Origin of the sequence: Rhodococcus sp. IEGM 1406 (assembly GCF_030056745.1) — a bacterium.
GTDB lineage: Bacteria > Actinomycetota > Actinomycetes > Mycobacteriales > Mycobacteriaceae > Rhodococcus_F > Rhodococcus_F erythropolis.
Genome location: NZ_JASHKO010000001.1, coordinates 46871 through 71491, shown reverse-complemented (window position 1 = coordinate 71491; position 24621 = coordinate 46871). Strand labels below are relative to the sequence as shown.

Below are 24621 nucleotides of genomic sequence, written 5' to 3'. Positions count from 1 at the left end.
TCACCACTTTCCTGCCAGTACTGCGTTCTCACTGAGAGCATCCGTTGCCGCCGCGAAGCCGACCCGCGCCGTGAGCGCGGACACCAACTGCGAGCGGTACGCCGCCGTCCCGTGAATGTCTGCCTCGGTATCTATCTGCGCGCGGGCGCATTCTCCGAGAGTGCGCCATCGCGGGTCTCGCTGATCCGTCGCGGACGCCCCCGCCAGCACGTCCGTGTAGTCCACGACCTGCCCCAGCTCTCCGGCGGACACGTACGTCATGTGCGCTTCGGCCACCAGACCGTCGACCACGCGAATCCGGGCGACGACGCCGACCAGTGCATAGTCACCGTGACGACGCGCGATCTCGTCGATGGCGGTCCCCACTCCGGGTTCGGCGCCGGGCACCGACACCGACACCGCGATCTCGTCCGATTCCAGGCTCGACTCGAGAGGACCGGCAAAGAGATCCGTCGACGCGATCTCGCGGGTGCCACGCACCGACTGGACGGTCACGCTGCCGCCGAGCAGTGTCAGGACTGCCGGCATCTCCGCCGACGGGTCGGCATGGACGATGGAACCGACGCTCGTCCCGCGGTTACGGATCGTGGGGTGCGCTACCAACTGCAGAGCACGGTTCAGTAGAGGCTGAACTCGACGAGCACCTTCGTCGGCCGCCAGCACCGAGTGCGTGGCCAGGGCCTGGAACCGCACTCCTTCGTCTTCGGACGAGGTCACCGAAGCGAGGTTCGGGATCGATCCGATGTCGACGATGTGGGCGGGCGCGGCGAGGCGCATGGACAGCAGCGGCACAAGCGATTGCCCACCGGCGAGCACCTTCCCCTCGTGAGAGACCTCGGAGAGGATTCGGCACGCGTCCTCGACCGAGGACGGTCGGTGATAAGTCAGCGGCGACGGTTTCATTACTCAATCCTGCCTCTATGAGTCACTTCACGTTTTGTGCAGATGTGACAACGGTCACGGGTCATACCTGGCATACATTCAACTTGGCATCACGTGAGCTGCGCCACGGGCTCTTCCCGTTCGTCATCTGACGTATCCGGACCCGTCGTGGAGCCCGGTCGCCTGCCGGGCTCCGGCCTGTTCAGTTCGGGGTTCCTGGACCCGACGAACTGGCAGAAGTGGTACATCACGATCAAGACGATGGTGCCGAGCGCGATGCCTCCGAGTGAGAACGTGTCACTGAACTTCAGAGCCGTGTCGCCGATACCGATGATCAGACCGGCGGCGATCGGCATCAGATTCAGCGGATTCCCGAAGTCGACACCGTTCTCTTTCCAGATCTTGGCGCCGAGCAGACCGATCATGCCGAACAGAACCACAAGAATTCCGCCGAGAACGCCGCCGGGAGTCGCCGCCATGACCGCCCCGAACTTGGGGGAGAAGCCGAGCAGGATCGCGATGACACCCGCGATCACGTACGCGGCGGTCGAGTACACCCGAGTGGCCGCCATGACACCGATGTTCTCGGCGTGTGTCGTCGTGGGAGAGCCGCCTACTGCGCTGGCGATGGCGGTGGCAAAACCGTCACCGGCAATTGCGCGTCCGATGTACGGGTCGAGATCGTCGCCCGTGATCTCGGCGACGGCCTTGACGTGACCGGCGTTTTCCGCGACCAGTGCGATGACACCGGGAAGGACCAGAACGATGAACGTGAGGCTGAACGAGGGAGCGTGGATACCGACGATTCCGTTGGCTTCGTCCGAGAACGGCGGCAACCCGAACCATGACGCCGAGTGCACCGAATCCCAGTTGACACGAAAGTGCTCGGTGGGTGCTCCACTACCGCCGGCGGACGTGATCGGACCGGAGACCCGGTCGAGGACCCACGAGAAGATGTAGCCGAAAACCAGCGCGACGAGAATGGCGATACGTCCCAGGAAGCCGCGTAGCGCAACGCTCATCACGATCAGGGCAACCATCACGATCAGTGCCACCCATTGGTCCTGCGGCCAGTACAACCCCGCGACAACGGGCGCCAGGTTGAAACCGATCAGCATCACCACAGCGCCGGTGACCACCGGCGGTAGCGCTTTACTGATGACGCCACCGCCGAGAAAGTGGATGGCGATGCCGACGAATCCCAGAACCAACCCCGACACCAGAATCGCACCGGTCACTTCCGCCGTCGTTCCACCCTGAGCACGAATAGCGGCAACGCCGCCGACGAAGGCCGCCGACGTACCGAGGTAACTGGGGACGCGTCCTTTGACCACCAGGAGGAAAAAGAGCGTACAAAAGCCCGACATCATCACGGCAAGTTGAGGATTGAGCCCCATGATGATCGGGAAGACGAACGTCGCGCCGAACATCGACACGACATGCTGGCCACCCAACCCGATGGTTCTTCCCCAACTGAGTCGCTCGCCGGGAGCGACCACTTCACCGGGTCCGATGTTCTTTCCGTCTCCGTGCAACGTCCAGATCGGCATGACGAGACCTTTCGCGAAGGAGGAAGGTGTTCGAAATGCTTTGTGCCCCAGCTCACAAACACCGTGTCTGGAGTGAAACGCTAATGCAGCAATCAGATTTGGACGTGATGACAATCTGCCAGAACCCACTCGCCGAGATTGGCAACAATGGTGGCAGATGACGCGGGCAGGGGTCATCGTCAGTGCTGGAGACAGTTTCGACCGAAATGAGGACCGCGCCGCGAAGGGTCCAAACATTTTCTTCGGCTTAATGATTCCGTAACACGATGTCTGTCAACGGAAAACGAGGTACCTAGCCCAGGGCTGCGAGGATCCCTGCTGCCATCTCCGCGACCTGATCGTCGGTCATGACGAACGTCGGCGAAATCTGCATCGCACCCTGACCCGCCGCGCGACCCGAAATACCGTGCTCACGCAACGTCTTCACGAACGGCAAAGCCTCCGCCGGATCAGCCAACTGCACCGCAGCGACCGCACCGAGCCCACTACGAACCTCCGCCACCCGCGGATGCTCCGCCAACGGCTGCAGATGCGTATGCAACGACGCCTCCAGACGCTTCGACTCCCCAAGCAAATTCTCACGCTCGAGAATGTCGAGGTTCGCCATCGCCGCCGCAGCAGCACCGGCATGCCCGCCATACGTGTAACCATGACGCCACCACGAACCCGCATAGAACGGCTCCGCCACCCGCGGCGCGATGAACACCGCACCCATCGGAACGTAACCGGACGTCAAACCCTTTGCCGTGGTCATCATGTCGGGCTGCAAATCGAAACGAGTAGACGCGAACCACTCGCCGCCGATACGACCGAAACCGGTCACGACCTCGTCGACGACAAACAAAATGTCGTGCTCGCGGCAGATGTCGCGCACCTCGGCCAGGTACCCCTCCGGCGGAAGATACACCCCACCGGCACCGATGATCGGCTCCGCGAAGAACGCGGCGATCCTGTTCGCACCGATCCTCTCGATCAACTCGAGCAGACTCTTCGCATCATCCCAGCCGACCGTCGCCGCATCCGCCATCAACTCGCCGTAACCCTCACGGTTCACCGCAATACCCGCCAGAGCTGTTCCCGCAACATGCATTCCGTGGTACGCCTTCTGACGACCGACGATGATCACCTTCTCCGGCTGCCCCACCTCATGCCAGTACCGGCGAGCGAGCTTCGCCGCAGTGTCCACCGAATCCGAACCACCCGAAGTGAAAAAGATCTTGCTCCCGGCAACCGGCGCGATCGTCGCCAACCGCTCCGCCAACACCTGCGTGGTCTCGGGAACAAAATCACCGAAATTCGAGAAATGAGCGATCTTCGACAACTGAGCCGCCACCGCATCCGCGATCTCCGTGCGCCCGTGCCCGACATTGGTGAACCACAGGCCCGCCGTCGCATCCAGATACCGAGTGCCCTCGGAATCCCAGATGTACGCGCCCTCACCGCGAGAGACGACAAACGCGCCGTTCTTCTCCACAGCGCCCATGTCCGCGAACCCGTGCCACAATGCCGAAGCCATCGTCGTTCTCTCCCAACTGGATACGTTCGAAATAGATTAGGTCAGTTCACGCGGAGTGCGGGAGGAAGAACCCGCTCGACCCACTGGGTTGCCTGCTCGAATGCGTAGGCGAGTTGGAGTACGTCCACGTCGGCTCCGTGCCGACCGATGATCTGGATACCCATGGGAAGCGAACGATCGTCGAAGCCGACCGGCATCCCCGCAACCGGAACCCCGGCCATCGTCCAGGGAACAACCGTCTCCATCCACCGGTGATACGTGTCCATCGACCGCCCGTCGACGGTCTCGGGCCAGTGAGTGTTCTTGTCGAAAGGAAACACCTGAGCACTCGGCGCGAGAATGTAGTCGTAGGTTTCGAACATCTTGGTAATGGCCGACAGCCAGCCGTTGCGGGCCTCCGCAGCCTTGGTCACGTCGAGTGCCGAGAGGGTGACCGCATGCCCGAGTTCCCACAACAGTTCGGGCTTCATCAACTCACGCAAACTCGGATCGTTGTACTGATCGATCAAACCGAGCTGCGCCCACCAACGCCATCGCAGGAACAGTTGCCAGATGTCCTCGGGTTTGAAGTCAGGAAGCGCAGCCTCGACGCGGCACCCCAACTGTTCGAAGACCTCGAACGAGGATTCGCACAACTCGAGAACTCCAGGTTCGGTTGCCAGGTAGCCGTTCCAGTCACCGACCCATGCGATCCGAGAGCCCTTCAGATCCCGTGCGAGGCTTTCGGTGAACACAGCGGGATTCTCACGAATCCCCAACGGTGCATAGGCATCCGGTCCCGCCATCGTGGAGAGCAGGTGAGCCACGTCGGTGACGGTTCGGCCCATCGGACCCACAACAGCGCCCTGAGCGATGAATCCCGTCTCCGGTATCCGACCCCAGGAAGGTCGAAACCCAACAACGTTGTTGAACGCCGACGGGTTTCGGAGCGAACCCATGTAATCGCTTCCATCAGCCACCGGCAGCATGCGAAGCGCCAACGACGCTGCTGCGCCTCCGCTGCTACCGCCGGCAGTGCGCGAATTGTCGTACGGCGACACCGTCGTACCCCACACCGGGTTGTACGTCTGGGATCCGAGCCCGAACTCCGGTGTGTTCGTCTTGCCGATCACGATGGCACCGGCAGACTTGATCCGCTTGACGAACAGGTCGTCCTCTTCGGCGATTCGATCCGCGAACATCGGCGACCCGGACGTGAACGGCAGACCCTTGGCTGCCGAAAGATCCTTCACCGCATGCGGAAACCCGTGCATCCAACCGAGATACTGCCCACTCGCCAACTGCGAATCACGCTCGCGCGCCTCCGCCGTCAATGCTTCCCGATCCCGCAATGCGACGATCGCGTTCACCGCCGGGTTATGAACTTCGATCTGGTCGAGGTAGCTGTCCATCACCTCGACACACGACACTTCACGCCTGCGTATCAGACCACTGAGCGTGACCGCATCGGCCATGACGAGCTCGCGATTCTCGGGCGCACCGGAAACGCTCTCGTCGACAGGGTCAGCAGCATGAACCATCGTGAATCCTTTCAAGCAGTGAAGTGGGTTGCGCCGGCAGAATCTCGGTCGGATTCGCCGCCACCGGCAACTGATTCGAGGACGAATTACCGGTGGCGGCGCGCGACTGTCGAAGTTTCCAGCGAGGTTCTTACCGGCTACTGACCGAGATCGACGATGGCGGCGACAGGGCCGCCACCCTCGGGGCCCTGATGCGCTGCCGAGACCGAGACGAACACTGCCGGATCACCGGTGACAGCTGCCGTGACTCCACCTACGCACGACTTGATCTGGCGGTGCCAGTGCACATCGGAGTCGTCGAGCATCGCATTACGACGGCCGCGGACCGTTCCGTCCTGGCTGGCCTCGCACTTCAAGAACACGTTGACGAGTTGACCGTCCAGGTCGCTCGAGTGCGGCCGCTCCGGAAGTTCGAGTCCGGCGTCACGGATCGCCGCCCAGATGCCGTCCTGGTCGAGCGGATCCTTCATCACGCTGTGGCCGATCCGGTAGCGTCCGCCGACGCCACGTGCGTTACCGACGACAACGATCTGAGCACGGTCCAACTCGACGCCGGACGAGCAGGATGCAACAGAGGAGAAGAGCTCGCGGCTGTGCATGACATCCTCGTCGGTCGGCATGTCGATTTCGCCGAGTGCAACCGCGATTCCGAGCGCCGTACCGCCGTTGGACAGGTCCATCGACTCATGAGTCTGTTCGGTCCACACGGTCTTGCCGCGACTCTTGGCGTCACGGATGGTGTGGATTGTCAGCAACGGAGTCTTGGTCTGTACGTAGTGCACGTCGGCGGGATCGGTGATGCCGGCATCGGCCATCGCATCTTTCACCGCCGCAGCTACTTTGGTGATCATCGCGGTACGACCGATGTCCTCGGGCAGCAACTGCTCACTCATGGCGACACCCACGGTCAGTCGCGGCTCGTCGGTCTTGGTGACCTTGTCTGCCGGTACCGTCGCGAAGATCGTCGCGTGCGGGCTGATCACACCGTCCGTGCCGCCTGACCAGACGATCGGCACCTCCGCCACCTCTTCGGGGCTGCGATTACCCTTGGCGGAGAGAACCTCTCGAAACGCTCGGTCCGCGATGATGCGCGTGTAGTCGTTGACGCCGCCGTTACCCTCGGTTTTGCCGATGACTGCAATGACGCGGTCGGCCTCGAGGACACCGTCGTCGATCAGCTTGGCGAGCTCACTGGCGTCGGAGACGCTGTGTAGCGGAACCTTACGGACCTCGATTGCTTCGGGCATTGGCATCTCCTTGTATAGGGAATCGTGGAGGCAAAATTGGGCCTTGACAGCTCCTGGCGCCCAGTCCAGCCGAGCGGTTCGGAACTGCCATGCCGACCACGCTATGACGACTCGAACCCTTCGGCATCGTCAATAGTTGCCCAAACGAAAACCACGATTGGTTATTTCGACTCCGATTCACCGGTTGTGCGCCGCCCCATCGGTTCTCACTTACGATTCGACCATGGACACCACTGTTGTCGACCATCCGCTGGCGGCATCGCTACTCACGACCATGCGCGACGCTCGCAGCGACAACGCGACATTCCGGTCCGCCTTGCGCAGACTGACCCATATGTTGGTCTACGAGGCCATGCGCGGCGCAGAAGTGGAACAGTTCGACATCGAGACGCCAGTTGCTCCGACGCTGGGAGTGCGACTGGCAAATCCGCCGCTCCTGGTACCGGTCTTGCGAGCGGGCCTCGGCATGGTCGAGCAGGCGAGTGCCCTCATTCCGCAGGCAGGTGTCGGTTTCGTGGGAATGGCACGAGACGAGAAGACACACCAACCGGTTCCGTATCTGGAGTCCCTGCCCGCTGATCTGTCGGGCACCCCCGTCTACGTCCTCGATCCGATGTTGGCGACCGGTGGATCCATCATCCGCACAATCGATCTGCTCATTGCACGCGGAGCCACCGATGTGACTGCAATATGTGTCGTCGTGGCTCCGGAGGGGATCGAAGCACTGAGGAACTCCGGACATCCAGTCAGGCTCCTCACCGCGAGCATCGACGACGGCCTGAACGAAAATGCTTTCCTGGTACCTGGACTCGGAGACGCGGGCGATCGCCAATTCGGACCACGGTAGTTGGCAGACATACGGAGAACCACTCATTTCGAGAGGCTATTTTCGTCAACTGTTGACAATGTTCGTCGCGTGATCGAGCGTAGTCTCGCGACATGGATAGATCTGCCAAATATTCGAGCGAAGAGCTTCAACATTTGCCAGAAGGTGGCGACTACAGACTGACGGTTCGGGATGTCCTCGAGCTACCCAGTCTGCGTGGAGCCGAAGTCCTTGCCGGGCACGGGGGCTTGCGCCACCTCGTTCAATCGGTGAACGTGATGGAAGTGCCGGACATCCTCGCTTGGGTGAAGCCGAACGAACTGTTGGTGACAACCGGGTTCCCGCTGCGCTACGGGCGAACCGGAGAGCTTCTCGACGATACAGATCTCAGCGACCTCGTCGACGGTCTCGCACGCCGAGGAGTCGCGGCACTTGCCGTGAAAACGGGCCGCTATCTCGACGAACTGCCGGAAGCCATGCTGCACATGGCAGAGCAGCGAGGGCTGCCGTTGTTGGTTCTTCCCGTCACCGCAGGATTCGACGAGGTGATCTCGGAGGTCTTCACCAAGTTGGTGGCGAAGCAGTCTGCGGCACTCGACATTGCCGATCGTCTTCACCGCTCGTTGACGTCGATCGTCTTGGAAGGTGGCGATCTACCCCAGATTGCCGCGGAATTCGCCGCGCTTTTCGACGTCAGCGTTCTCATCTGCTCGCCGGACGGAAGAGTGTTGACGGAGGCCGGAGATTCAGCCGCGCTGAACGCGCTTCCGTTGTTCGAAAGCACCGGTCGGTTCCTGACCGAACGGGTCGCTGTCGGTTTACAGAACGCGCCCAAAGGATTTCCTGGTCAGTTGGCGCTCACCCGGGTGGTGGCCGGCGGCACCGACCACGGCCGAATGGTCGCGTACGCCGGCACCCACGAACTCGGCGCAGTTGTCGTCCAAGCGCTGGAGCGAGCGGCCACCGTTGCTGCGCTGGCCGTCACCAAGCAGCTGGCAGTTGCGGCAGTGGAATCCAAATTCCGCGGCGACTTCCTCCGCGACGCACTGATAGGTGAAGCCGGCTCGCCGGCGGAAGTGAGCGCGCACTTCACCCAGTTGGGGTGGGATGTCACTCGTCCACTTGCCGTAGTGGTTGCAGAACTCGACGTCGATCACCCGGAATCCCAGCACGCGAATTCCACGCGCACGGACCAAGATCGACTCAGCGACGGCTGGCAACAAGTGGTACGCACCCACGAGCGGACGGCACCCTCCGTCGGGTTTCGACACGAGGTGGTCACGCTTTTCCCCACCAGCACCGACCGTGCGGTTCGGGACATCGAAGGGTTGGTGCGCAAGGTTGCCGGAGATCGCACCAGCGGCCGCCGCTCCTTCAGCACGGGAGTGAGCCGGGTGATCTACTCCCTGGCCGATCTACCTGCTGCCTACGACCAGGCCTGTACGGCCGTGGTCGTCGGCCGACGTATCAACGGGCCGGGCCAGATCGCGCACTTCGACGAACTCGGCGTACACCGACTCCTCTCGCTCCAGACGGACAAGAGCGAACTGCGTTCGTTCACCGATGACGTTCTGAAGTCACTGTCGGCGGACAACGCCGAAGCCGCAGATTTGCGTCTGACACTCCAGACGTTGCTCGACTGCAATTGCAATGTCGCCGAGGCGTCCCGGGCACTGCATATGCACTACAACACTTTGCGATACAGAATCGGAAAGCTGGAGAGCGTCGTCGGATCGTTCACCGACGACCCCGTCCTTCGATTGAACGTCTCACTCGCCCTGCAGGTCATGAAGATGCACGAAATGTCATGAAGATGCACCAAATAGGCTGACAGAGCGCCCCAATTACGGTTCGATACAACCGCAATCCAGCCGTGCGTTAAGCGTTCGTCACTTCTTACCCACCACTGATACCCGTCATCGGCAAGGTTACCCATGTGCCGTTGACCGGTGCGCGCTTACGGTTCGAAAGACGGGCCGCACATACCTCCTTCAGTGGCCCTGGCCGATTTCTCGGTCCAGCGGACCGGAGTCGACCGAACTACGGAGGCCTCAACCACCAACTGGCTCAGCCAATTACACCAGAACACGGCGGTGCGACATGAACTCGACTTCGAAGCCTCACAACACAAGTGCTCGTAGTGGTCCGCTACACGACGTGATTGTCGTCGACCTCACGCGCGCACTCGCGGGTCCTCACGCGGCAATGATGCTCGGCGATCTGGGTGCCGACGTGATCAAGGTCGAATCACCTCACGGTGGCGACGACACCCGTGGGTGGGGGCCGCCTTTTGTGGAGCCACCGCTGGAACCACCGCTGGAACCACCGAACACGCAACGGGAATCGACGTACTTCCTGTCCACGAACCGGAACAAGAAGTCGATCACGCTCGACCTCAAATCCGACAGCGGGCGCGCAACCCTCGAAGATCTTGTCTGCCGCGCCGACGTTCTCATGGAGAACTTCCGCACCGGAGTTCTCGATCGACTCGGATTCTCCACCGAGCGGCTGGCCGAACTCAATCCTCGACTGATCGTCCTGTCCATCAGCGGTTTCGGCCACGACGGCCCGGAAGGTGGCCGCGCCGGTTACGACCAGATCGCCCAGGGGGAAGCCGGACTCATGTCGCTGACCGGCTCGAGCCCGGACGACGTTCAACGAGTCGGAGTTCCGATCGCCGATCTTCTCGCCGGAATGTACGGGGCGTTCGGTGTCGTCGCGGCCTTGAAGGAACGCGAACAGACGGGGAGAGGCCGTGTCGTTCGAACGTCGCTCTTGGCCAGCGTGGTCGGCGTTCACGCGTTTCAAGGAACGAAGTGGACCGTCGCCGGCGAGGTAGGCACAGCGCAAGGCAACCACCATCCCTCCATCGCACCGTACGGACTCTTTCGTACCGGCGATGGCGCAGTGCAGATCTCGGTCGGCAGCGAAAGCCTGTGGAGAAGATTCTGCGAAGGGTTCGAACTCGATCCCGACGCCCCCGGTATGGCAACAAACGCCGAACGCGTCGAGAATCATTTCCAGGTAGTCGAATTGATCGAACGTACCTTCAAACCGTACTCGCGTGACGAGCTTCTGACCGAACTCGACCGTATCGGAATACCGGCAGGACGGGTTCGGACGATCTCCGAAGTGTACGAATGGGAGCAGACCCGATCACAGGGATTGCTCGTCGACGTCGACCACAGCACGCTCGGCAACATCACACTGCCCGGGCCGCCGCTGCGATTCTTCGATCCGGACGGAACCGAAGTGACGGAGACCCGGCACACCGCACCGCCGGTACTCGGTGAAGACACTGACGAAGTCATGTCGTGGCTACAAGGATTCACCCGATGAACCGCCTGACGGCTCGCGACTTGCTCGACCTGGTGATCGATGCCGGCACCTGGGAGTCGTGGGATACCCCTCCGATCCCCGTCGCGACCGACTCCGATTACGCCGAAGCACTTCTGCGGGCCCAGGAGAAGACCGGGCTCGACGAGTCCGTCCTGACCGGAAGCGCCTCCGTCCGAGGCCGCCGTGTGGCAATCATCGTCTGCGAGTTCGGTTTTCTCGGCGGATCGATCGGCGTGGCGGCGGGCGAACGCCTCGTCGTCGCCATCCGTCGAGCGACGCAAGAGCAGCTGCCCCTTCTTGCGCTTCCCACCTCCGGAGGAACGCGTATGCAGGAGGGGACAACGGCATTTCTGCAGATGGTCAAGATCACCGCGGCGCTCATCAAGCACAAAGAAGCGCACCTGCCCTACATCGTCTACCTCCGAAACCCCACCACCGGAGGCGTATTCGCGTCCTGGGGGTCACTCGGTCACGTGACGATCGCGGAGCCAGGAGCCCTCGTGGGATTCCTCGGCCCCCGGGTGTTCGAGGCTTTGTACAACTCACCTTTCCCCGTCGGTGTCCAGACAGCGGAGAACCTTCACGAGCACGGACTCATCGATGCGGTGAGGCCGCCTGACCAGCTCGCCGAAATCGTCGACCGCGCGTTGCGAATCATCACCTCGCGGCGTCGTGGGTACTCGTTGCCGAGTGACCCGTGCGCGTACGACTGCCCACCCGATACGTCAGCCTGGGAATCCGTCGTCGCGTCCCGACGCGAAGATCGACCGGGGATCCGGGAAGTGTTGCTCAATTCCGCCTCGGACATGCTCCCGCTCAACGGAACCGGCCAAGGCGAGAACGATCCCGGCATCATGCTCGCGCTCGTTCGCTTCGGCGACATGCCCTGCGTCCTTCTCGGACAGGACCGACGCGGACAGACTGCTCACTCCCCACTCGGCCCCGGCGCTCTGCGGGAAGCTCGGCGAGGGATGCGGCTTGCCGCAGAGCTCGACCTGCCGTTGGTGACGATCATCGACACGGCAGGCGCGGCACTGTCGAAGGAAGCCGAAGAAGGTGGATTGGCCGGCGAGATCGCTCGGTGCATAGCCGACATGATTTCACTCGAGGTCCCCACCATTTCCCTCCTGCTCGGGCAGGGCACCGGCGGCGGCGCCCTGGCACTGATTCCGGCCGATCGAGTGCTGGCGGCCCGCCACGGTTGGCTCTCGCCCTTACCTCCCGAGGGGGCGAGCGCGATCATGTTCCACGACATCACGCACGCTCCGGAGATGGCGGCCGGTCAAGGGATACGGTCCTTCGATCTGCTCACGGGCGGCATCGTCGATCGGGTCATCCCCGAATTTCCCGATGCCGCGGACGAATCCGCCGCCTTCTGCACTCGCGTCGGAGCGGTACTGCACTACGAGCTGAGCGTGCTCAGTGCTACCGATGCGACTGAACGGCTCATCACCCGCACCGAACGCATCGACCGTATCGGCCTGGTCGAAGCCAGCACTGCCGTCTGATCGATCAGCACACAGCACACAGAACACGCACACACCGCGAAAGGCCGGACATCCTCCAAGGAGGATGTCCGGCCTTCGACAATCGAGCACACTCAGCCAAGTGTCACGTGAGCTGCGGGGCGGGTTCTTCCCGTTCGCCGCCGGGAGCCTTCGAATCCGGCTTGTTCGGTTCCGGATTCTTCGCATTCAGCTCCGGGTTCTTCGAACCGATGAACTGGCACAGGTGGTACATCCCGATCACGACGATGGTGCCGAGCGCGATGCCGCTGAGCGAGAACGTGTCACTGAACTTCAGAGCCGTGTCGCCGATACCGATGATCAGACCGGCCGCGATCGGCATGAGGTTGAGCGGATTCCCGAAGTCGACGCCGTTCTCCTTCCAGATCTTGGCGCCGAGCAGACCGATCATGCCGTAGAGCACCACGGTGATTCCGCCGAGAACACCGCCGGGCGTCGCCGAGATGACGGCACCGAACTTGGGGGAGAAGCCGAGCATCATCGCGACGATGCCCGCGACCGCGTAGGCGGCGGTGGAGTACACACGGGTCGCTGCCATGACACCGATGTTCTCGGCGTACGTCGTGGTGGGCGAACCGCCGACGCTGCTGGCGATGGCGGTGGCGAAACCGTCACCGGCGAGCGCGCGTCCCATGTACGGGTCGAGATCGTCGCCGGTCATCTCTGCGACTGCCTTGACGTGGCCGGCATTCTCCGCGATCAACGCGATGACACCGGGAAGGACCAGGATGATGAACGTCAGGCTGAACGACGGAGCGTGGATGCCGACGATTCCGTTGGCCTCGTCCGAGAACGGGGGCAGGCCGAACCACGACGCCGACTGCACCGAATCCCAGTTGACGCGGAAGTGCTCGGTGATCTGACCGGTGCCTGCGTCGTACGAGGTGATCGTGCCCGAGACCCGGTCGAGGATCCAGGAGAGGACGTAGCCGAAGATCAGCGCGAGGAAGATGGCGATGCGCGCCATGAAGCCACGTAGCGCGATACTCATGACGATCAGGGCCACCATGACGATCAGAGCCACCCACTGGTCCTGCGGCCAGTACAGCCCCGCGACGACGGGTGCCAGGTTGAATCCGATCAGCATCACCACTGCGCCGGTCACCACCGGGGGAAGAACCTTGAATACGACCCGGCCACCGAGGAAGTGGATCGCGATACCGATGGCTGCCAGGACCAGTCCGGACACCAGGATCGCGCCGGTCACCTCTGCGGACGTTCCGCCTTGGGCACGAATGGCGGCGATACCGCCGACAAAGGCCGCCGACGTACCGAGGTAGCTGGGAATGCGTCCCTTGACCACCAGCAGGAAGAAGAGCGTACAAAAGCCCGACATCATCACGGCAAGTTGAGGATTGAGCCCCATGATGATCGGGAAGACGAACGTCGCGCCGAACATCGACACCACGTGCTGGCTGCCCAGCCCGATGGTTCTTCCCCAGCTGAGCCGCTCGCCGGGAGCGACCACTTCACCCGGTCTGATGTTCTTTCCATCTCCGTGCAACGTCCAAATCGGCATGATGGGACCTTTCGTGCAGAGGAAGGTGTCCGAACGCTGAGTGTGCTCCAGCTCACAAAACACCGTGACTGGAGTGAAACGCTATTACAGCGCAGGGGTATCGACGTGATGACAATCTGCCAGAACCCACGGACTCGGATTGGCAATATTAGTGATTGATGCCGCGCATCGCGGTTATCTTCAGTGCTAGAGACAGATCCAGCCGTAGCTCGGGTTGCGCCGTGAAGGGTCCAAGCATTTTCTCCAGCTTAACGACCCTGTAACGCAGTGTGTTGTAATGGAAGTGGAGCTTGCGCGCTGTCTCGGCGATGTTGATGTTGGTCGCGAGCAAGACTTCCAATGTCTTGCGCATGTCCTGCGCTTCGGCAGTTTCCTCCGTCAGTTCCCGCAGTGTCTCCCGCGCGAACGTCTCCAGCTCGTTTTCGTCCTCGACCAGACTGAGCAGTCTGTACACACCGAGATCGTCGAACTGAGTCACCGTCCACGGACCGGAGATCCGGCGTCCGACGGTCAGTGCGGTGCGCGCCTGACTGTAGAGCGCGGGGACGGCGTCGATCGCCGCTGTCGGCCGGGACACCCCGACACTGAACGGCCTTCTCCCGCCGCCACCTTCACCGCGAACGACCGTGACGAGGTCCCGCACCAATGCCATCGTGTCGGTGCCGACGCCCATGACGATCACCGTCTCGCCCGTCAGCGCGGTCACCGCCGCACCGGGATCGCGGTGGGCGATCGCCCCGGAGAACGCCATCGCCTGGCGATCGACGACGGGCAGCCGAGCGGGCGCCGCAGAGGCCGGTTCGTCGATCGGGTCCGGCTCGATCGAGACGATCACCAGCGGGCGATCGAAGTCCCAACCGAACGTCTTGGCGTGGGAGACAACGTGATCGTGGTCCCCGGCCCGGCCGAGGAGCAGGTCGTGAACGAAGTTGGCGCGATGGCGTTCTTCCACCGACGCAACGGCCTGCTCACGGGTGATGACCAACGCGCACACCGACGCCGCTCGCTCGACCAGGTACTGGTCGTAACTCGTCATCACGCGCTCACCGGTGAACAACGCGAGACGCCCATGGTCGATGTGATTGGCGGAAATCGCGGACACCGCGATGAATTGACCGTCGAACTCGTGCAGACCCAACCCGCCCTCGACGGTGTCGGTCCGCAGACGACCGGTGGAATCGACGGCGGGACAGGCAGACAGATGCTTGCGCTCCGCGGCATCCCCGGCGCGGCAGATCTCGCGTCCGTCCGAGGTGGTGATCAGGGCGGCGCCCTTCATCTCCCGTGCGATGACCTCGGTCAATTGTGGGAGGCCGCCGCCGCCCATCACGACGTCGACCAGCAGCCGTCGCAAGCGCTCGGCCCCGAACATGGCGTCGATCTGGGCCGACTCCGTCTGCTCACGGTCTCTCGCCGCAGGGTGATCGCACGCACCGTGAAAAACCAGAAGCGGGAAGCCGGCGCTTTCGGCCGCGTCGACCAGTTCCGGCGCGAGAGTGTCCCCGTCTGCGCCGAATTGGACGGCGAGCGCTGCAACTCCGCGCGTCGACAACCGTCCGACAAATGCTTTGAAGGTTTCGGTGACCCGGGCGAGGGTTTCCGGCGTGGTGATCAGCAACTGTCCGTGTCGCAGCCACGGTCCGATGTCCGGAACCGCCATGAATCCCACCCGGGCTACCGTCGGGTCTTCGGAGCCGCCGGCGACCTTTCGAACACCAGGAAGGAGCGGGGTTCGAAGAAGTTCGGAGAGAACAGCATTCACCTCGGATGCCGGTACGGCCGGGTTTGCCACTTGGCAGGCACCTCGATTTCATTCGGATCACGGAAGATGGTTCACGAAAGAAACGATCCTATCCCCACCGAACACAAGATGTCCGAATTCAGCGCAGTCGACTCAGGCCGTTCGGTGCAGGGCGGTCGGATTCTCCTGAGGTGGCGGGTGGATCGGCCCCTGCAGATCCCGCAGTTCCAAACCGGATGCATTGCGCAGGGTCTTGGTCATCTCGGCGAGGATCGACACTGCAGTCTCCTCCGGCGTCCTGGCGCCGAGGTCCAACCCGATCGGTGAGTGCAGACGCCCCAACTCGGCGTCGGTAACGCCTCGCTCCTTCAACAGCGCCACCCGACGCTCATGCGTCGCACGACTTCCCATCGCGCCGACGTACGCAGCCGGCGAACGCAGCGCGATCTCGAGCAAGGGGATGTCGAACTTCTCGTCGTGAGTGAGCACGGCCAGGACGGTTTTGTTGTCGATCGGTGCGGTTTCGAGGAACTTGTGTGGCCACATCACGACCAGATCGTGGGCGTCGGGGAAGCGCGCCCGTGTCGCGAAGACCGGCCGTGCGTCCACGACGGTCACTCGGTAACCCGCAAAGGCGCCCAACGTACACATCGAGGCGGCGAAGTCGATGGCCCCGAACACGTACATCCGCGGTAGTGGCGCGAAGATCTCGACCAGCAGGTCGTGCTGCGAATCGATGAGGGTTCCCGCCGGCGCGACAAAGGCTACGGACTCACCGGTGTCCATCGTGCGCAACAGGATGGAGACCTCGTCCTCCGTGGCATCCAGATCCCCGCTTCGTCGGCCGTGCTCGACGACGAGGTGCCGCGCCGGCGCTCCCGGACGCACTTCGGTGACCACGACGACGGGCGTATCGGCTTCGATCCGTTCACAGACCTGACCGAACTCGACGAAATCGGCTCCGACGGCCTGGACGAACACTTCGATGGTTCCGCCGCAGGTCAGACCTACTCCGATGGCGTCGTCGTCGGAGACGCTGAAGACCTCGACGCGACTGGTGCCGTCGGCGAGAACCTCCTGGGCGATCTCGTACAGTGCACTCTCGATACACCCGCCCGAGACGCTGCCGACTACCTCCCCGGAGCGTGAGACGGCCATCGAAGCACCGGGCATGCGCGGTGAGGATCGCCAGGTACGGACAACCGTCGCCAGTGCAAAATCCTCGCCGCGGGCGTGCCACTGCGCCAGCTGAGTGGAAATGTCGCGCATCGCCTCGCCTCCCGCTTGCATCGCCGTCCGTAGAGAGTTCACGGTATCGGCCCACCGCAATCCTGCCTGTCACACAATGCGCCTAAATCCGGGCCCTGCAGTTGTGCAATGTCGCCGTCGCATCACCGTGCGCTCTCGACCAGTGTTGTCACCGAGCCCAGCCGAAAGCAGGCCTGACCTTCATTCTTCCCCTCTCCGACGATCACTGCAGCGGTAATTCACGCAGATGGTGCGACGGATCGAGTGGGCGACGTTGCACACCACAGAACCGAGGTTTCTCCCATGGACCAATTGCTCAGCGGTATCAAAGTTCTCGACCTCACCCGCGCTCTCGCGGGCCCTCTGTGCACGTCGCTGCTCTCGGACTTCGGCGCCGACGTGGTCAAGGTCGAAACCCGTGGCTCCGGCGACAGTTCGCGTCAGTGGCCGCCGTTCGACGGCGATCGAAGCCTCTACTTCGCTTCCGTGAACCGCGGCAAGAGGTCGATCGCCATCGACATGCGCAGTGACCGCGGGCGGAAACTGCTTCGCAGCCTGGCCCTCGACGCGGATGTGCTGGTCGAGAACTTCCGTCCGGGAGTGCTGGCCGACATGGGGCTCGATCCCGATTCGCTCGAGCAGGAGAATCCGGGTCTCGTCGTGATGAGCATCAGTGGTTTCGGCCCGGTGGGCCCGGACCAGTTCGCGCCCGGACTCGATCAGGTGGCCCAGGGCATGTCCGGGTTGATGTCGGTCACCGGCGCCGGGGAACAGACCCCGATGCGGGTCGGTATCCCCATCATCGACACGGTCTCGGGCATCTACGCGGCGCTGGGTATCACGGCGGCGTTGGCTTCGCGCGGACGCGACGGTCGTGGGCACCGCGTGCAGACCTCGTTGCTGGAATCCGCGATCTCGATCATGACCTTCCAGGCGCAGGACTACCTGAGCACCGGGCGGGTGTCGACGCCGAACGGCAATACGCACCCGACGATCACGCCGTACGGCGCTTTCGACACTGCCGACTTCCCGATCAACATTGCCACCGGCTCGGACAAGCACTGGATCGCGCTGTGCTCGGTTATCGGCGACCCCGATCTCGCCTTCCGTGCCGAATATGCCACGGGTAAAGAACGTTTGGCGCACCGAGACCAACTGACCAAAGAACTCGAGGACCTACTGACCACGAAGGGCGCGGCACAGTGGATCGCCGAGATCCGCGGTGCCGGAATCCCCTGCGGCCCGATTCATTCGATCGATCAGGTGTTCTCCGACCCGCAGGTCGAGGCATTGCAGATGGTCGAGCAGACCCGGAGCGCCGACGGAACATCGATTCCCGTTGTCCGCGGACCGTTCTGGGTGGACGGCAAGACCCTTCCCGTCAGGAATGCGCCACCCATGACTCTCGGCGGTGACGCCGACGGCGTACTCACCGACTTCGGCCTGCGCCCGGAGGAGATCGAGGATCTTCGCGCAAATTCGGTGATCTGACCGCACACTAGTAACAGAGCAGACGCTCTGTTACTGTGCGTTCATGCCTCGGCCACGCGTCCACGATCTCGACACGCTGCTCGACGCTGCCGAAAAACTTGCCGCCACTGCCGGGCCGAGCGCTGTCACGGTCAGGGCGGTCTCCGACGCCACCGGTGTATCCAACGGGGCGATCTATCACGCATTCGGCTCTCGCAGTGGACTGGTCGGTAGCGCGTGGCTGCGTGCCGCGCAACGATTTCTCGCGCTTCAGCAATCGAGAGTGGACGACGCTCTCGCGGACCCCGCGCCGACCTCCGCGGTTTCCGCCGTCGTCGCAGCCGCCGAAGTTCCGGCCGTCTTCGCGCTCGACTACCCACAATCCGCGTTGCTGCTGCTGACGATTCAGCGCGACGAACTGCTCGGCACCGACGTCCCCGCCGACATCGCCGAGAAACTCACACAACTCGACCGGTCTCTGGTCGAGTTGTTCATCCGGTTGTCGACCGCGCTCTGGGGCCGCAAGGACGGCCGAGCCGTCGAAGCAATCGAAGCCTGTGTTGTCGGCCTGCCTACCGGACTGCTCATCCATCCCGCCAAACGCGCCGACGGTTGGCGAGTCCCCGACGCCGCAGCACGCGCGCGGTTGGATGCCGCCGTTCGAGCGGTTCTGCATCTCGACCCACCACTGCCCAAGCCCCGCAACAGGAAAGGCCAATCATGACCGCAACTCTGCGCTTCGAAGACAAGATCGCCGTTCTCGATCTCGGCGAGGACGAGAATCGATTCTCGCCGGATTGGCTCGATTCCGTCGACAAGCTGCTCGACCAGGCTTTAAGCGAAGGCGCACATGCCCTGGTCACCACGGCAACGGGCAAGTTCTACTCCAACGGACTCGACCTCGACTGGCTGGGCGCGAACGGCGACAAGGCGAAGTGGTATGTGCAGCAAGTCCAGTCGCTGTTCGCCCGGATGCTGACGTTCCCCATGCCCACCGTCGCGGCGATCAACGGCCACGCCTTCGGAGCCGGCGCCATGCTCGGCATCGCGCACGATTACCGCGTCATGCGCGATGATCGCGGCTACTACTGCTTCCCGGAGGTGGACATCAACATCCCATTCACCGAAGGAATGGCAGCTCTCATCCAGGCCAAGCTCAGCCCGGCGTCGGCAATCGTCGCCATGACCACGGGGCGGCGATACGGCGGAAGTGACGCATTCGCAGCCGGTTTGGTGGACTTCACCGCTTCCGTCGATGCTTTGACCGCCAAGGCCATCGAAATGGTTGCGCCGATCGGGCCGAAAAATCCGGGCACGCTGGGCGCGATCAAGTCGACGATGTTCGCGTCAGTGGTCACCGCTCTGAATACCGACGGCTAGAAGCGATGGACTACGTTCTCGCAGAGCCGCTTCCAGATCATCGGCAACACTTTCGGCATCGCGACCTTCGGTGCTCAGAACTACGTCGACTCCACTGAGCGTCGGCATCGAACCGGCCAGCAGTTGTGACGCTTCCACCAGAGCGTCCAGCCCGGCCCAGCCGGCCGGTTCACGTTCGACGATTCTGGTGCGCAACGTATCCGGATCGGCATCGAGGCGCGCCAGCAGGTGCCCCTCGGCGCCGGTCGCGGCCAGCAAGGCATGTCCGTAGTCGTCGTCTTCGACGGTCGCCGTGAGGAACAGGAGTTCGTACCCCGCTTCCCGGTACGACGCGCACAACATCCCGACGTGTGCGATTGCCCGCTCGGTTCCCAGCGGCGGGTAGCACCGCTCGAGTTCGTCCACCTCGATCATCGCGTTGCTCACCCCGGCCTCGCCGAGTCGATCGTGAAGCGTGGTCAGCACGGAACTCTTCCCCGCGCCCGGCGGGCCTGTCAGCAGTAGTACGAACACGTCCTCCACTATTCCAGAGCCTTGTGCAGGCGCGGGGCGGCGAGAAGGCTGGAGAAGACAGATTGACGTGCACAACAGCCCTGATCGGAGCACAGCGATGACCACCACGATCACCGAAATCGCGCCGGACATCTACCGACTGTCGACCTTCGTGGACGAAGCGAACCTCACGATGAACCAGTTTCTCGTCGACGGCGAGGAACCCTTGCTCTTCCACACCGGGCAGCGAGCGTTGTTCACCTCAGCTTCCGACGCACTCTCCACGCTGATCGACATCGACCGTCTGAAATGGATCACGTTCGGTCACGTCGAGGCCGACGAGTGCGGGTCCATGAACTCCTGGCTTGCGGCGGCCCCCGAAGCACAAGTGGCGCACGGCGCGATGGGGTGCTTCGTTCAGGTCAACGATCTGGCCGATCGGGTGCCACTTCCCTTGCAGGACGGCGACGTACTCGAAACCGGCAGGCGCCGCGTTCGGCACATCGACACCCCGCACGTCCCGCACGGTTGGGACGCGGGCCTGATGTTCGAGGAGACGACGTCCACGCTGTTCTGCGGAGATCTCTTCACTGCGTTCGGGCACCACCCCGCGACTACCGAGCACGAAATCGTCGGTCCCGCTTTGGAAGCCGAGGACTTGGGCCACGCCACCTGCCTCACCCCGGATCTCGAACCCACGATCCGCGCCCTGGCCGACCTCGAGCCGCGGATTCTGGCTACCATGCATGCACCGACGTACTACGGCGACTGCGTCACCACGCTTCACGACCTGGCCGACTCGTACGCAACACGTTTCGCAGCCGAAACCGAAAGATGGAAGTCAGACTAGAGCTTGCGCGTTCGACGTGATTCGCGCCGCCACGGACAGCGCAACGTGCTCGTGGAACGGCCGCGCCACCACTTGCACTCCGACCGGTAAACCGTTGCGGGAGAGTCCTACCGGAACCACGGCCGACGGAAGGCCGAGCACACTGATCGCCCGGCAACTCGCGAGCGCGTCCATCCACGTGAGTTCACGACCGCCCACCTCGAAGCTCTCCACACCGAGCGGCGGAGCGAGCACCGACGCAACCGGCAGAATCAGCACGTCGCCCATCTCGCCGAGGAAGTCGGCGATCAACATCGCACGATCCGCCCACAGCGCTTCCACCTCGGCTGAACTCCGATCATGGCCTGCGGCAAGCATGGCAGTGATGTCCGCGTCGAAAGAGTGCGCTGAACCCGCGGCGAGAGAGTGGATGTCCGCATGGGTCTCGACCGATCGCAACGCGCCGAAAAGCGCGTTGGCCCGCGGCAGAGCCAGACCGTCGTACTCACTCGCGTCCAGGCTGTTCGCCACCGAGCGAACCGCCGACAGGATTTTTTCGTCGACAGGCATGGTCCCTTCGCCGGGTGCCCAGCGGATGTCGAGGTGTTCGACGTCGACCGAGTCCGGCTCGGTCCACGCGAGATACGGCTTCGACAGGACGCGCAGCGCAAGCGTCGCATCACCGAGGTTGCGGGCCAGGGGGCCGATGGTCTGGATCGTGCCGTGCATCGTCGCAGGATTAGCGAGTACCCGTCCATCCGAAAGCACGCCGGGGTATTGCCCTTCAGGGTCGATACGGCCGAGCGTCGGGCGAACCGAAGTGAGGCCGGTGCAGTGGGCGGGCCAACGCACCGAGCCACCAAAATCCGTACCGAGTCCGAGCACGCTCATTCCGGCAGCAACCGACGCGGACTCGCCGCCACTCGATCCGCCGGGGGACCGGACGACGCCGTCCGGTCGCACCGGGCTGGCCGTGGTTCCGAACAATTCGTTGCGCGTCAGGCCGCACGCGCCGAATTCCGGGGTGTTGGTCTTGCCGATCAGGATTGCGCCGGCAGCCTTGAACGCGGCGACGGCCGGGGCGTCGACGGCCGGGACGTTGTCCGCCAGAGTGCGAGAACCGGCGGTGGTACGCACGCCGGCTGTGGCGATCAGGTCCTTGACCGTGAACGGAACCCCGGCAAGTGGGCCGAGTGTCTCGCCGAGAAGGCGACGTTCGTCCAGGCTGTCTGCGGCCGCACGCGCGTCCTCGGCGCACACGGTGACCAGTGCGTTGAGCTCGCCGTTGCATTCGTCGACCCGTGCGAGATGTTCTTCGACGACGGTCCGCGCCGACGCCTGACCCGACCGCACGGCTTCGGCGATGGATCGGGCATCACGGCCCACCCAGCTCTCACGACTCATCGCACGCCTCTCCTCGCCGGACTCCTCTGCCGAGCGTAAGGACAGTAAGCAACCCGAGAAACGACCACAATGCACATACCGACGGCTCCGGCGATGTGAGGTTTTGCCACAACAGCCCATATTCCAGAACTGCGAAAGTGGCACTCGATCACGGGTTCACCTAGAGGGGACCGTCAAGGAACTGTGCGACCCCGTGACCAAAGGACCAGTCAGCCCGCGAGTTACCGCTGACCGAGACGATGAGGTCGTCCGGCCGCAAGCCGGCGGCGGACTCGAGCCCATTCGCCAGCGCCCGGTACACGTTGGTCTTCTGTAGCTCGCTGCGGCCTTGTTGCAAAATTTGGATGATCACGACGTCGTCGGTGCGGTCAAAGCCCAGTCCTGTGTCTTCGACGATGATCTGGTGCGGTTGGTGTTCGGTGATGATCTGGTAGCGGTCGCGGTCCGGCGCTGCGAAGTGGTCGAGCATCACCTGATGAACGGCGTCGGCCAGTACGCGAAGTTGGCTGGGGGTGCGTCTACCTTCGACAAGATCGATACGTACGAGTGGCATGGGATCGAGCTCCTTGGTCTGGCGGCGGCGGGTCGTATAACGTCGACCCGCCGCCGGGTACGAATTGTGCTCAGTCGTTCCGGGGGAAGCCGAGATTGATGCCGCCGTGGCTGGGGTCGAGCCAACGGGTGGTGACGACCTTGCCTCGGGTGAAGAAGTGGACACCTTCGGCACCATGAGCGTGTGTGTCCCCGAACAACGAATTCTTCCAGCCGCCAAAACTGTAGTAGGACATTGGAACCGGGACGGGAACATTGATGCCGACCATGCCGACCTCGACCTCGTTCTGGAACCGCCGCGCAGCGCCACCGTCGTTGGTGAAGATCGCTGTGCCGTTGCCGAATTGGCTGGAATTCACCAAAGCCAGAGCCTCGTCGTAGGTCTTGACACGAACAACCGACAGGACGGGCCCGAAGATTTCGTCGACATAAACCGACATGTCGGTCGTGACGTTGTCGATCAGAGTCGGGCCGAGCCAGAAGCCGTCAGCACCGCCGTCGGCTTGCACTGTGCGGCCGTCGACCACGATGGTCGCACCGTCCTTTTCGCCGGCGTCGATGTAGGAGGCGACTTTGTCGCGGTGCGCCTTCGTCACCAAAGGACCCATGTCGGAATCCTTGGTGCCATCGCCGATCTTCAACGTGTCGGTGCGACCCTTGATCTTCGCTACGAGTTCGTCGGCGATCTCGCCGACCACCACCAATGCACTGATCGCCATGCAACGTTCACCTGCGGACCCGAATCCGGCGTTGACAGCGGCGTCGGCAGCTAAGTCCAGGTCCGCGTCGGGTAGGACGATCATGTGGTTCTTAGCGCCGCCCAACGCCTGTACTCGCTTACCGTGAGCGGTACCGGTGGCATACACGTACTGCGCGATCGGAGTGGACCCGACAAAGCTGACGGCCTTGATGCCGGGGTTGCTCAGTAGACCGTCGACGGCAACCTTGTCACCATGGAGCACGTTGAACACCCCTGCCGGCAGTCCGGCCTCGGCCCACAGTTCGGCCAACCAGTTCGCGGTAGTCGGGTCCTTCTCGGACGGTTTGAGGATTACGGTGTTGCCGGCGGCGATCGCAATGGGGAAGAACCACATTGGGACCATCGCGGGAAAGTTGAAGGGGGAGATGATGGCGACGGGGCCCAATGGTTGGCGAACCGAGTGCACGTCGACCTTGGTTGATGCGTTCTCGGTCATGCCACCCTTGAGTAGGTGCGCTATGCCGCAAGCGAATTCGACGACTTCCTGGCCACGGCTGATCTCGCCGAGGGCGTCGGAAAGAACCTTGCCGTGTTCGGAAGTGATGATCTCGGCGAGTTCTTCCTTACGTGCGTTCAGCAGTTCTCGGAACGCGAACAGTACCTGTGTGCGCCGAGCGAGGGACGTGTCACGCCAGCCGGGGAACGCTGCGGTCGCGGCATCGACAGCCTGCACGACCCGTTCGGGCGACGCCAGCGCCACACGTCCAGTGACTCGACCGGTGGCCGGGTCGAAGATGTCGGCGGCGCTTTCACCAGTGGATTCGATTTCTTGACCGTCGATCCAATGTCCTACTGTGGGTACCACTTTCGAAATGTCCTA

The 24621-nt window shown here is 62.9% G+C and carries 20 protein-coding genes; 8 read left to right on the top strand and 12 right to left on the bottom strand.

What is annotated here, in order from left to right; translation table 11 throughout:
• From QM596_RS00315 to bar, 5 genes are all read right to left on the bottom strand, one after another.
• Positions 1-903, bottom strand: a complete 903-nt coding sequence (locus QM596_RS00315; protein WP_019746091.1) for an FAD binding domain-containing protein — start codon at positions 901-903, stop codon at positions 1-3.
• Between the two features lie 89 nt (positions 904-992).
• Positions 993-2432, bottom strand: coding sequence for a uracil-xanthine permease family protein (locus QM596_RS00310; RefSeq protein WP_020909747.1), 1440 nt, complete (start codon positions 2430-2432; stop codon positions 993-995).
• 292 nt (positions 2433-2724) lie between these two features.
• Positions 2725-3948: an aminotransferase family protein gene (locus QM596_RS00305; protein ID WP_283307760.1), complete on the bottom strand. Its 1224-nt coding sequence runs from the start codon at positions 3946-3948 to the stop codon at positions 2725-2727.
• Positions 3949-3989: 41 nt separating this feature from the next.
• Positions 3990-5468: an amidase gene (locus tag QM596_RS00300; RefSeq protein WP_020971405.1), complete on the bottom strand. Its 1479-nt coding sequence runs from the start codon at positions 5466-5468 to the stop codon at positions 3990-3992.
• 137 nt (positions 5469-5605) lie between these two features.
• Positions 5606-6715 carry a barbiturase gene (bar, locus tag QM596_RS00295; protein ID WP_003946033.1) on the bottom strand — a complete coding sequence of 370 codons (1110 nt, stop codon included), beginning with the start codon at positions 6713-6715 and terminating at the stop codon, positions 5606-5608.
• A 223-nt stretch (positions 6716-6938) separates the two neighbouring features.
• Between bar and upp the strand changes: the two genes are divergently transcribed.
• The 4 genes from upp (at position 6939) to QM596_RS00275 (ending at position 12388) form a co-directional block, all read left to right on the top strand.
• Positions 6939-7562, top strand: a complete 624-nt coding sequence (upp, locus tag QM596_RS00290; RefSeq protein ID WP_019746096.1) for a uracil phosphoribosyltransferase — start codon at positions 6939-6941, stop codon at positions 7560-7562.
• 92 nt (positions 7563-7654) lie between these two features.
• Positions 7655-9352, top strand: a complete 1698-nt coding sequence (locus tag QM596_RS00285) for a PucR family transcriptional regulator (RefSeq protein WP_003946020.1) — start codon at positions 7655-7657, stop codon at positions 9350-9352.
• 289 nt (positions 9353-9641) lie between these two features.
• Positions 9642-10880 (top strand): CaiB/BaiF CoA transferase family protein, encoded by a 1239-nt coding sequence (locus QM596_RS00280; protein ID WP_283307759.1) that lies wholly within the window; start codon positions 9642-9644, stop codon positions 10878-10880.
• Entirely contained in the window at positions 10877-12388 is a 1512-nt protein-coding gene (locus QM596_RS00275; RefSeq protein WP_153212660.1) for a carboxyl transferase domain-containing protein, read from the top strand. The genes QM596_RS00280 and QM596_RS00275 overlap by 4 nt, the downstream gene beginning before the upstream one ends.
• 103 nt (positions 12389-12491) lie before the next feature.
• On the opposite strand, the gene QM596_RS00270 is transcribed toward QM596_RS00275, so the two are convergent.
• The 3 genes from QM596_RS00270 to QM596_RS00260 all read right to left on the bottom strand — a co-directional run bounded on the left by QM596_RS00270 (position 12492) and on the right by QM596_RS00260 (position 16935).
• The gene (locus QM596_RS00270) at positions 12492-13925 is read right to left on the bottom strand and encodes a uracil-xanthine permease family protein (protein ID WP_020971407.1); all 1434 of its coding nucleotides are present in this window, start codon (positions 13923-13925) and stop codon (positions 12492-12494) included.
• A 148-nt stretch (positions 13926-14073) separates the two neighbouring features.
• Positions 14074-15717, bottom strand: a complete 1644-nt coding sequence (locus tag QM596_RS00265; RefSeq protein ID WP_019746100.1) for a PucR family transcriptional regulator — start codon at positions 15715-15717, stop codon at positions 14074-14076.
• A gap of 102 nt (positions 15718-15819) precedes the next feature.
• Positions 15820-16935 carry an XdhC family protein gene (locus QM596_RS00260; protein WP_007735213.1) on the bottom strand — a complete coding sequence of 372 codons (1116 nt, stop codon included), beginning with the start codon at positions 16933-16935 and terminating at the stop codon, positions 15820-15822.
• Positions 16936-17217: 282 nt separating this feature from the next.
• Between QM596_RS00260 and QM596_RS00255 the strand changes: the two genes are divergently transcribed.
• From QM596_RS00255 to QM596_RS00245, 3 genes are read left to right on the top strand one after another with little or no spacing between them, the layout of a single operon-like run.
• Positions 17218-18405 (top strand): CaiB/BaiF CoA transferase family protein, encoded by a 1188-nt coding sequence (locus QM596_RS00255; protein ID WP_283307756.1) that lies wholly within the window; start codon positions 17218-17220, stop codon positions 18403-18405.
• 43 nt (positions 18406-18448) lie between these two features.
• Entirely contained in the window at positions 18449-19108 is a 660-nt protein-coding gene (locus tag QM596_RS00250) for a TetR/AcrR family transcriptional regulator (protein WP_070797533.1), read from the top strand.
• Positions 19105-19764 carry an enoyl-CoA hydratase-related protein gene (locus QM596_RS00245; protein WP_214889285.1) on the top strand — a complete coding sequence of 220 codons (660 nt, stop codon included), beginning with the start codon at positions 19105-19107 and terminating at the stop codon, positions 19762-19764. The genes QM596_RS00250 and QM596_RS00245 overlap by 4 nt, the downstream gene beginning before the upstream one ends.
• On the opposite strand, the gene QM596_RS00240 is transcribed toward QM596_RS00245, so the two are convergent.
• Positions 19732-20277 carry an ATP-binding protein gene (locus QM596_RS00240; RefSeq protein WP_283307754.1) on the bottom strand — a complete coding sequence of 182 codons (546 nt, stop codon included), beginning with the start codon at positions 20275-20277 and terminating at the stop codon, positions 19732-19734. The two genes, QM596_RS00245 and QM596_RS00240, sit on opposite strands and share 33 nt — an antisense overlap.
• Before the next feature lie 97 nt (positions 20278-20374).
• Here QM596_RS00240 and QM596_RS00235 point away from each other — a divergent pair, with 97 nt between their 5' ends.
• Positions 20375-21106, top strand: coding sequence for an oxygen-binding di-iron domain-containing protein (locus QM596_RS00235; RefSeq protein ID WP_092765791.1), 732 nt, complete (start codon positions 20375-20377; stop codon positions 21104-21106).
• Here the strand turns inward: QM596_RS00235 and QM596_RS00230 are convergent.
• From QM596_RS00230 to QM596_RS00220, 3 genes are all read right to left on the bottom strand, one after another.
• A complete protein-coding gene (locus QM596_RS00230) occupies positions 21098-22489 on the bottom strand; it encodes an amidase (RefSeq protein WP_283307753.1) in 1392 nt (463 codons plus the stop codon). The genes QM596_RS00235 and QM596_RS00230 overlap by 9 nt on opposite strands.
• A gap of 160 nt (positions 22490-22649) precedes the next feature.
• Positions 22650-23042: a tautomerase family protein gene (locus tag QM596_RS00225; RefSeq protein WP_003946045.1), complete on the bottom strand. Its 393-nt coding sequence runs from the start codon at positions 23040-23042 to the stop codon at positions 22650-22652.
• 70 nt (positions 23043-23112) lie between these two features.
• Positions 23113-24582: a CoA-acylating methylmalonate-semialdehyde dehydrogenase gene (locus QM596_RS00220; protein WP_139148557.1), complete on the bottom strand. Its 1470-nt coding sequence runs from the start codon at positions 24580-24582 to the stop codon at positions 23113-23115.
• Positions 24583-24621: the final 39 nt, after the last annotated feature.

Bases quoted from the DNA above. Each gene is read 5' to 3' on its own strand.
- QM596_RS00260 (WP_007735213.1), bottom strand. From the start codon at position 16,935: ATGCGCGACATTTCCACTCAGCTGGCGCAGTGGCACGCCCGCGGCGAG.
- QM596_RS00270 (WP_020971407.1), bottom strand. From the start codon at position 13,925: ATGCCGATTTGGACGTTGCACGGAGATGGAAAGAACATCAGACCGGGT.
- QM596_RS00245 (WP_214889285.1), top strand. From the start codon at position 19,105: ATGACCGCAACTCTGCGCTTCGAAGACAAGATCGCCGTTCTCGATCTC.
- bar (WP_003946033.1), bottom strand. From the start codon at position 6,715: ATGCCCGAAGCAATCGAGGTCCGTAAGGTTCCGCTACACAGCGTCTCC.
- QM596_RS00300 (WP_020971405.1), bottom strand. From the start codon at position 5,468: ATGGTTCATGCTGCTGACCCTGTCGACGAGAGCGTTTCCGGTGCGCCC.
- QM596_RS00230 (WP_283307753.1), bottom strand. From the start codon at position 22,489: ATGAGTCGTGAGAGCTGGGTGGGCCGTGATGCCCGATCCATCGCCGAA.
- QM596_RS00235 (WP_092765791.1), top strand. From the start codon at position 20,375: ATGACCACCACGATCACCGAAATCGCGCCGGACATCTACCGACTGTCG.
- QM596_RS00250 (WP_070797533.1), top strand. From the start codon at position 18,449: ATGCCTCGGCCACGCGTCCACGATCTCGACACGCTGCTCGACGCTGCC.
- QM596_RS00280 (WP_283307759.1), top strand. From the start codon at position 9,642: ATGAACTCGACTTCGAAGCCTCACAACACAAGTGCTCGTAGTGGTCCG.
- QM596_RS00315 (WP_019746091.1), bottom strand. From the start codon at position 903: ATGAAACCGTCGCCGCTGACTTATCACCGACCGTCCTCGGTCGAGGAC.
- QM596_RS00255 (WP_283307756.1), top strand. From the start codon at position 17,218: ATGGACCAATTGCTCAGCGGTATCAAAGTTCTCGACCTCACCCGCGCT.
- upp (WP_019746096.1), top strand. From the start codon at position 6,939: ATGGACACCACTGTTGTCGACCATCCGCTGGCGGCATCGCTACTCACG.
- QM596_RS00310 (WP_020909747.1), bottom strand. From the start codon at position 2,432: ATGCCGATCTGGACGTTGCACGGAGACGGAAAGAACATCGGACCCGGT.
- QM596_RS00305 (WP_283307760.1), bottom strand. From the start codon at position 3,948: ATGGCTTCGGCATTGTGGCACGGGTTCGCGGACATGGGCGCTGTGGAG.
- QM596_RS00275 (WP_153212660.1), top strand. From the start codon at position 10,877: ATGAACCGCCTGACGGCTCGCGACTTGCTCGACCTGGTGATCGATGCC.
- QM596_RS00285 (WP_003946020.1), top strand. From the start codon at position 7,655: ATGGATAGATCTGCCAAATATTCGAGCGAAGAGCTTCAACATTTGCCA.
- QM596_RS00225 (WP_003946045.1), bottom strand. From the start codon at position 23,042: ATGCCACTCGTACGTATCGATCTTGTCGAAGGTAGACGCACCCCCAGC.